This is a genomic window from Streptomyces sp. NPDC051567, assembly GCF_044454165.1.
Classification (GTDB): Bacteria; Actinomycetota; Actinomycetes; order Streptomycetales; family Streptomycetaceae; genus Streptomyces.
This window is the reverse complement of sequence record NZ_JBITDK010000037.1, coordinates 41,815-48,565: the sequence shown is the minus strand read 5'-3', so window position 1 is coordinate 48,565 and position 6,751 is coordinate 41,815. Positions and strand designations below refer to the sequence as shown.

At 71.2% G+C, this 6,751-nt stretch carries 6 protein-coding genes; 2 read left to right on the top strand and 4 right to left on the bottom strand.

Translation table 11 applies throughout. The features are described 5' to 3' along the window. The first annotated feature begins 419 nt into the window (after positions 1 to 419). Together rarD and ACIA5F_RS28245 are read left to right on the top strand one after the other, a co-directional pair. On the top strand, positions 420 to 1,400 hold the full coding sequence (rarD, locus tag ACIA5F_RS28250) for an EamA family transporter RarD (protein ID WP_399357783.1): 981 nt from the start codon (positions 420 to 422) through the stop codon (positions 1,398 to 1,400). A gap of 305 nt (positions 1,401 to 1,705) precedes the next feature. After that, a complete protein-coding gene (locus ACIA5F_RS28245; RefSeq protein WP_399357779.1) occupies positions 1,706 to 3,025 on the top strand; it encodes a M28 family metallopeptidase in 1,320 nt (439 codons plus the stop codon). Positions 3,026 to 3,128: 103 nt separating this feature from the next. Here the strand turns inward: ACIA5F_RS28245 and ACIA5F_RS28240 are convergent, their stop codons facing one another. The 4 genes from ACIA5F_RS28240 to ACIA5F_RS28225 all read right to left on the bottom strand — a co-directional run bounded on the left by ACIA5F_RS28240 (position 3,129) and on the right by ACIA5F_RS28225 (position 6,527). After that, complete coding sequence (locus ACIA5F_RS28240) at positions 3,129 to 3,548, bottom strand: hypothetical protein (protein WP_399357777.1); 420 nt, start codon at positions 3,546 to 3,548, stop codon at positions 3,129 to 3,131. Then, positions 3,545 to 3,748, bottom strand: a complete 204-nt coding sequence (locus tag ACIA5F_RS28235) for a ribbon-helix-helix domain-containing protein (protein WP_399357775.1) — start codon at positions 3,746 to 3,748, stop codon at positions 3,545 to 3,547. Before ACIA5F_RS28235 ends, ACIA5F_RS28240 begins: the two co-directional genes overlap by 4 nt. Before the next feature lie 192 nt (positions 3,749 to 3,940). Continuing rightward, positions 3,941 to 5,182, bottom strand: a complete 1,242-nt coding sequence (locus ACIA5F_RS28230) for an outer membrane lipoprotein carrier protein LolA (protein ID WP_399357773.1) — start codon at positions 5,180 to 5,182, stop codon at positions 3,941 to 3,943. 334 nt (positions 5,183 to 5,516) lie between these two features. Beyond that, positions 5,517 to 6,527 (bottom strand): polyprenyl synthetase family protein, encoded by a 1,011-nt coding sequence (locus ACIA5F_RS28225; protein ID WP_399357771.1) that lies wholly within the window; start codon positions 6,525 to 6,527, stop codon positions 5,517 to 5,519. Between the last annotated feature and the right edge of the window lie 224 nt (positions 6,528 to 6,751).

Below are 6,751 nucleotides of genomic sequence, written 5' to 3'. Positions count from 1 at the left end.
ACCTCACCAACCAACAAATCACCACCGCCACCACCACCCAAGGCCCCGGAAACCTCACCACCCTCCTCACCGGCACCAACACCTGGACCATCCCCTAACACCGACCACACCCGCCCGACCCCACCCACCCACCCACCCACCCACCCACATCGCACCGCACCGCACCGCACCGCACCCAACCTCCACCCCACGGGACTCCAGGACGTCCCAGGGCCCGGCCGTCCAGCAGAACCGGGCCCTGTCGCACCTGGACGTACGACGCACGGCTGCTCGACGCACGGTCTTCGGCCCTCGGCCGCCGGTGCGCAACCCCCGGCGGTGTCATGAGCATCTCTGGGCAACGGGCATGACATCCGGCCAGTGCGGCGCTACGGTCGTGAGGTTGGCCGGAAGTCGTAAGGGGAGGGCCCGTGAAAGCCGTGAAGGCACAGAACGAGCAACGCACGGGTTTGCTCTACGGATTCAGCGCATACGGCATGTGGGGCCTGGTGCCGCTCTTCTGGCCGCTCCTCAAGCCCTCCGGCGCCGTCGAGATCCTCGCGCACCGCATGGTCTGGTCGCTGGTGGCGGTCGGGGTGGCGCTGCTCGTGCTGCGGCGCTGGGCCTGGATACGCGAGCTGCTCCGGCAGCCCCGCAAGCTCGGCCTGACCGCGTTGGCCTCCGCGGTGATCAGCGTGAACTGGGGCCTGTACATCTGGTCCGTCAACAACGGCCAGGTCGTCGAGGCGAGCCTCGGCTACTTCATCAATCCCCTGGTCACCATCGCGATCGGCGTGCTCGTGCTCGGGGAACGGCTGCGCCGCGCGCAGTGGGCGGCGGTCGCCATCGGCTTCGCCGCCGTCCTCGTCCTGGCCATCGGCTACGGCAGGCCGCCGTGGATCTCGCTGACGCTCGCCTTCTCCTTCGCCGCGTACGGGCTGCTCAAGAAGAAGATCAACATGGGCGGGCTGGAGTCGTTGACCGCCGAGACCGCGCTGTTGTTCCCGCCCGCGCTGGGCTACCTGCTGTGGCTGGCCGCGCAGGGACAGTCCTCCTTCGCCTCGCAGGGCGTCGGGCACTCCGCCCTGCTCGCCGCGACCGGGCTGGTGACCGCCGTCCCGCTGGTCTGCTTCGGCGCCGCCGCGATCCGGGTCCCGCTGTCCACCCTCGGGCTGCTCCAGTACATGGCTCCGGTGTTCCAGTTCGCGCTCGGCGTCCTCTACTTCCACGAGGCGATGCCGCCCGAGCGCTGGGCCGGCTTCTCCCTCGTCTGGGCCGCGCTCGCCATCTTGACCTGGGACGCGCTGCGGACGGCCCGGCGGACCAGGGCCCGGCTCCTCGCCGACCCGAAGGCGCCCGCCGCCGCCTCCGGCACCGCCGCCACCGCCCCGGCCCCGGCCCCGGCGCGCGAGCCCGCGTAGCCCCGTAACCCGCGCGGCTCCGCGACCCGGACGGCCCGCGCGGCCCCGCCGTCTCCGGCGGCCCCGGGCCGGGCGGGTGCCTCCGCCTCGCGCGTCCCCGTGGTCTCACGGTCCCCGGTGCAGAACACCCGTACCGGGGACCGTCCGCTCAACGAACCCTCCTGACCGGATCGCGGTCTTGACTTATTGTCATGTCCTCGCCGAACATCAGCTCGCACTGCCTCACTGACGCACGACCGCTCGCCTGCTCACCGCTCTATCCCCGCACGTTCCGTCACATCCCCGCGGAATCCCGGAGCCCCCACATGAGCCTGTCCGTCTCCCGGCACCTCGCCGCCGTGACCGCGTTCGCGGTCGCGGGGCTGCTCGCCTCCACCGCACCCGCCGCGCTCGCCGCACCCACGGCGGTCACGGCGGCGCCCGTACCGCCCGACATCCCGCTGGCCAACGTCAAGGCCCACCTGACGCAGTTCTCGACCATCGCCGCCGCCAACGGCGGCAACCGCGCCCACGGCCGGCCCGGCTACAAGGCGTCGATCGACTACGTGAAGGGCAAGCTGGACGCGGCCGGTTTCACCACCACGCTCCAGACCTTCACCACCAGCGGCGCCACCGGCTACAACCTGATAGCCGACTGGCCGGGCGGGGACCCCAACGTGGTCCTGATGTCCGGCGCGCACCTGGACTCGGTGACCTCGGGCGCCGGCATCAACGACAACGCCTCCGGCTCCGCGGCCGTCCTGGAGGCCGCCCTCGCCGTCTCCCGCGCGGGCCTCCAGCCCACAAAGCACCTGCGTTTCGGCTGGTGGGGCGCGGAGGAGCTCGGCCTGGTCGGGTCGAGGTACTACGTCAACAACCTGCCGGCCGCCGAGCGCGCGAAGTTCTCCGGCTACCTGAACTTCGACATGATCGGCTCGCCGAACCCGGGCTACTTCGTCTACGACGACGACCCCACCATCGAGCAGACCTTCAAGAACTACTACGCGGGCCTCGGCGTCCCGACCGAGATCGAGACCGAGGGCGACGGCCGCTCCGACCACGCGCCGTTCAAGAACGTGGGCATCCCCGTCGGCGGCCTCTTCTCCGGAGCCGACTACCTCAAGACGGCGGCCCAGGCCCAGAAGTGGGGCGGCACCTCCGGTCAGGCGTTCGACCGCTGCTACCACTCCGCCTGCGACAGCCTGGCGAACATCAACGACACCGCCCTGGACCGCAACGCCGACGCCATCGCCTACGCGATCTGGAACCTCGGGGCGTCCACACCGGTCCCGCCGGGCCCGTCCTTCGAGAACACCGCGGACGTGAACATCCCGGACTCCCCCGGTGCCGCCGCGAACTCGCCGGTCACGGTCGCGGGGGTCGTGGGCAACGCCCCGGCCACCACCAAGGTCGACGTGAACATCGTCCACACCTACCGGGGTGACGTGCAGCTCGACCTGATCGCGCCGGACGGCACCGCGTACCGGCTGAAGAACTCCTCCGGCACGGACTCGGCCGACAACATCGTGGCCTCGTACACGGTCAACGCGTCGAGCGAGCCGGCCAACGGCATCTGGAAGCTCCAGGCCAAGGACGTGGCCTCGGCGGACACCGGTTACATCAACAGCTGGAAGATCACCTTCTAGCCCGGCCGCGGGACCTCACCCGTCCCCGGGTCCGGCCCCGGGGACGCACCCGGACCCCGATCCGGGCCCCGGCCCGGCCCCGACGACACGCCCGCCGGCCCCGCTACGCGCCGCCTTCCGTACGGCCGCGCAGCGAGGCCGGCAGGGGTGTCTGAATCCGGGCGCGCAGTTCCTCGGCGACCGCCGCGACGTCCGCGCGGCCCAGCTTCGCCGCCTCGACCAGGTCGCCGAGCACCTCCGGCGAGGGCAGTTGCCCGGCCCCGGCCACCCGCAGGTAGGAGCGGGTGGCGGCGGCGGCGTAGAACTCGTTCATCGGGGATTCCAGCGCCGGGCACACCGCGAGCGTGTGCAGGAACGCGGCGGCCCGCCACGCGGTGTCCGGGGCGGGCTGTTCGGGTACGAGGACGAGGTCGTTGCGGTGCCGGGCGACGGCGGCGGCCACTCCGGAGGGGTCCCAGACGGCGGGATCGGAGGGGAGGTGGTGGGCCAGAGCGGTCCAGGCCCACTCCATGGTGATCTTCAATTGCCGAACCGCTCCTGGAAGTAGCCCCAGTGGTCGGCGAACTCGTCGATGCCGGAGAGGAAGCGTTTGCGGTCCTCGTCGAGTTCGCGTTCCGTGACCTCGGTGATCAGCGCGGTGACCGTCGTCCCCAGTGCCGCCGCGCGGGCCTTCAGGCGCTCGTGGAACTCTTCTTCCAGGCGGATGGTGACGTTTCTCGACATGTCGTCCACCGTACAGCGGGCCCCGCGCCCGGTGGCCGGTAACGGGACAAGGGTGGTCCGGGACACAGTCCCGGACCACCCTCGCCTCCCTGGGGGGGGGCTTGCGATGCTCCTCGGCCCACCGGGCCGATCCTGCTGGCCGGGCCTGCTGGCCGGGCCGATTGCCTGCCGGGCCTACCGGGCCCGCTCGGCCTACTTGGCGGAGTTGGCCGTGTTCACCAGCGCGTCCTTGGTGACCGCGCCGACGTAGACCTTGCCGTCGTCCGTGATCAGGGCGTTGACCAGGCGGGTCGAGAAGATCCGGCCCTCACCGAACGAGCCGGAGACCTTGTCGCCGAGGGAGTTCAGGAACTGCTTGGCCTCCTTCGGGGCGTCCTTGTCGTTCTCCAGCTCCTTGAGGTTCTTGCCCGCGCCCGTGTCGATCCGGGCGACGGTCGCCCAGCCCTCGCCGAGCACCTTGACGTCGCCCGCGCCGTTCGCGCCGCCGGTCAGAGCGCCCAGGCCCGGGAAGGACTCCAGGGCCTTGAACCCGCTGCCGTGGCCACCCTTGTCCCGCTCGCCCTTGTCCCGCTCGCCCTTGCCGTGGCCGTCCTGGCCCTCGCCGGTCCCGCCCTCGTTCACCTTGGCGCCCTTGGGCGGGGTGAAGGCGAAGGTGTCGGCGGCGGGCGCGGCGAAGTCGATCTTGGTGAAGCCCGCGTCCACGATCGGCTTGCCGCCCTGGCTGGACAGCAGCTGCACGCGCAGCGGCACGCCGTTCTTCGCGTCCACCGAGATCTGGACCGAGCCGACCGTGGAGCCGCTCTGCTTGGGCTTGAGCACCAGCTGGTAGGCGTCGCGCCCGGCCACCTGCGCGGTGTCGCCGACGGTGACGTCCGTGGTCGGGCCCGCGGCCTTCAGGACGTCCTGGGCCAGCTGCTGGGGCGAGGCGGAGAGCCGGTCGCCGGTCTTGTGCCCGTCCGAGGAGCCGCCGCCGGGGTTCTTCTGGTGGAAGACCTCGTTCGACTTGGAGTCGTAGCCCCACACGTCGTCGCCGTTGTGGATGAGGCTGTACTCGTCCTTCCCGTCGAGGAAGGTGAGCTTCTGGCGGTCCGGGCCGTCGGCCGCGACGCGGAAGGTGTGCGTGCCGGACGCGAGCTGCGTGATCTTGTCCTGCGGGTCGGCGGAGCCGCCCGCCACCCCGCCGCCGCCGAGCAGTCCGTTCGCGAAGGACGGCAGGCCGAGGTCGGTGCTGAGCCTGGCGGTGCCGGACAGCTGCTGGACGTCCGAGGAGGCGATCTTCTCGATGAGCTGCTGCGCCGTCACCTTCGGCAGGTCGGGGCCGCTCGCGTTGGCGAGGGCCGGAACCAGCACCACGGTCATCGCGGCGACGCCCGCCACCGCTACCGGTACGGCGTACCGGCCGATCCTGCGGGAAGTCTTCGTTTTCGCTGCCATGTCAGTGCCCTGCCCTCTGTGTCGATGGTGACGACCCCCGTGTCGTCACACTCACCCGATCCGGTGGGATGTGATGACTCCATCTGACCAAACCGGGGGGACAGGGGCGTCAGTCCCCGGAATCAACTCGTCGTACGACCGTGGGATGACACGACGAGGGCCCCTCGCCCCCGACCCGTAGGGGTCGTCGGGGCGGAAGGGCCCGTTCCGCGGGGTCCGTCCGGACAGGCCGCAGGGTCCGTCCGGACCGCAGGCGCCGCGCATCCGCCCTACGGGGCTGCGTGGCTACGGGGGTGACGCGTTCCGTCCTGCGGAGCGGCGCCGTCCTGCGGGGTCAGCCCGCGCGGTGCACCACCGCGTCGCACAGCTCCTCCAGGGCCGACTTCGCGAAGCACTCCGGCAGCGGCGCGAGCATGGCCCGCGCGTCCTGCGCGTACCGGACGGTGTCGCGGCGGGCCTGCTCCAGCGCGGGGTGGACCCGGAGCCGGGCGAGGACCTCGGCGAGGCGGGCGTCGTCCGTGAGGTCCCCGTCGAGGAGGCGTACGAGTTCCAGGTCCTCCTCGCGCCCGTCCCGCTCGGCCGCCTCGCGCAGCAGCAGCACGGGCAGGGTCGGGATGCCCTCGCGCAGGTCGGTGCCGGGGGTCTTGCCGGACTCGTGCGAGTCGGAGGAGATGTCGAGGACGTCGTCGGCGAGCTGGAAGGCGGTGCCGAGCCGCTCGCCGTACTGGGTCAGGATGTCGACGACCGAGGCGTCGGCACCGGACATCAGCGCGCCGAAGCGGCCGGAGACGGCGATCAGCGAGCCGGTCTTGCCGGCGATCACGTCGAGGTAGTGGGCGACGGGGTCGCGGCCGTCGCGCGGGCCCGCCGTCTCCAGGATCTGGCCCGTCACCAGCCGCTCGAACGCCTCGGCCTGGATGCGTACGGCCTCGGGTCCGAGGTCCGCCAGGATGTGCGAGGCGCGGGCGAAGAGGAAGTCACCCGTCAGGACCGCCACCGAGTTGCCCCAGCGGGCGTTGGCGCTGGCGACCCCGCGGCGCACGTCCGCCTCGTCCATGACGTCGTCGTGGTAGAGCGTCGCCAGGTGGGTGAGTTCCACGACCACGGCGGAAGGCACGATTCCGGGGGCGTAGGGGTCGCCGAAACGGGACGCGAGCATCACCAGCAGCGGCCGGAACCGCTTGCCTCCGGCCCGCACCAGGTGCTGCGCGGCCTCGGTGATGAAGGGGACCTCACTCTTGGTGGCCTCCAGCAGACCCGCCTCGACGGCGGCCAGTCCGGCCTGGACATCGGTCTCAAGAGCCTGGTCCCGCACGCTCAGTCCGAACGGCCCGACGACGGTCACGAGGGGTACTCCTGTCTGCTGACGATCACGCTGACGACCACATGGATTGTCAATGTGTCGCTGCCATCACTCAAGCCAGCGTATCCGGTCTGTTTTCGATCACGGAGAGCGCCCGTCCGGCGGCGACCCGCGCACCGTCCGATATACGCCGGTATGTTCGGGAGGAGCCTCACTCAACCGGAGAATACGTTTTGTCCAGAACCTCGACCGGCGGGGACAAAACC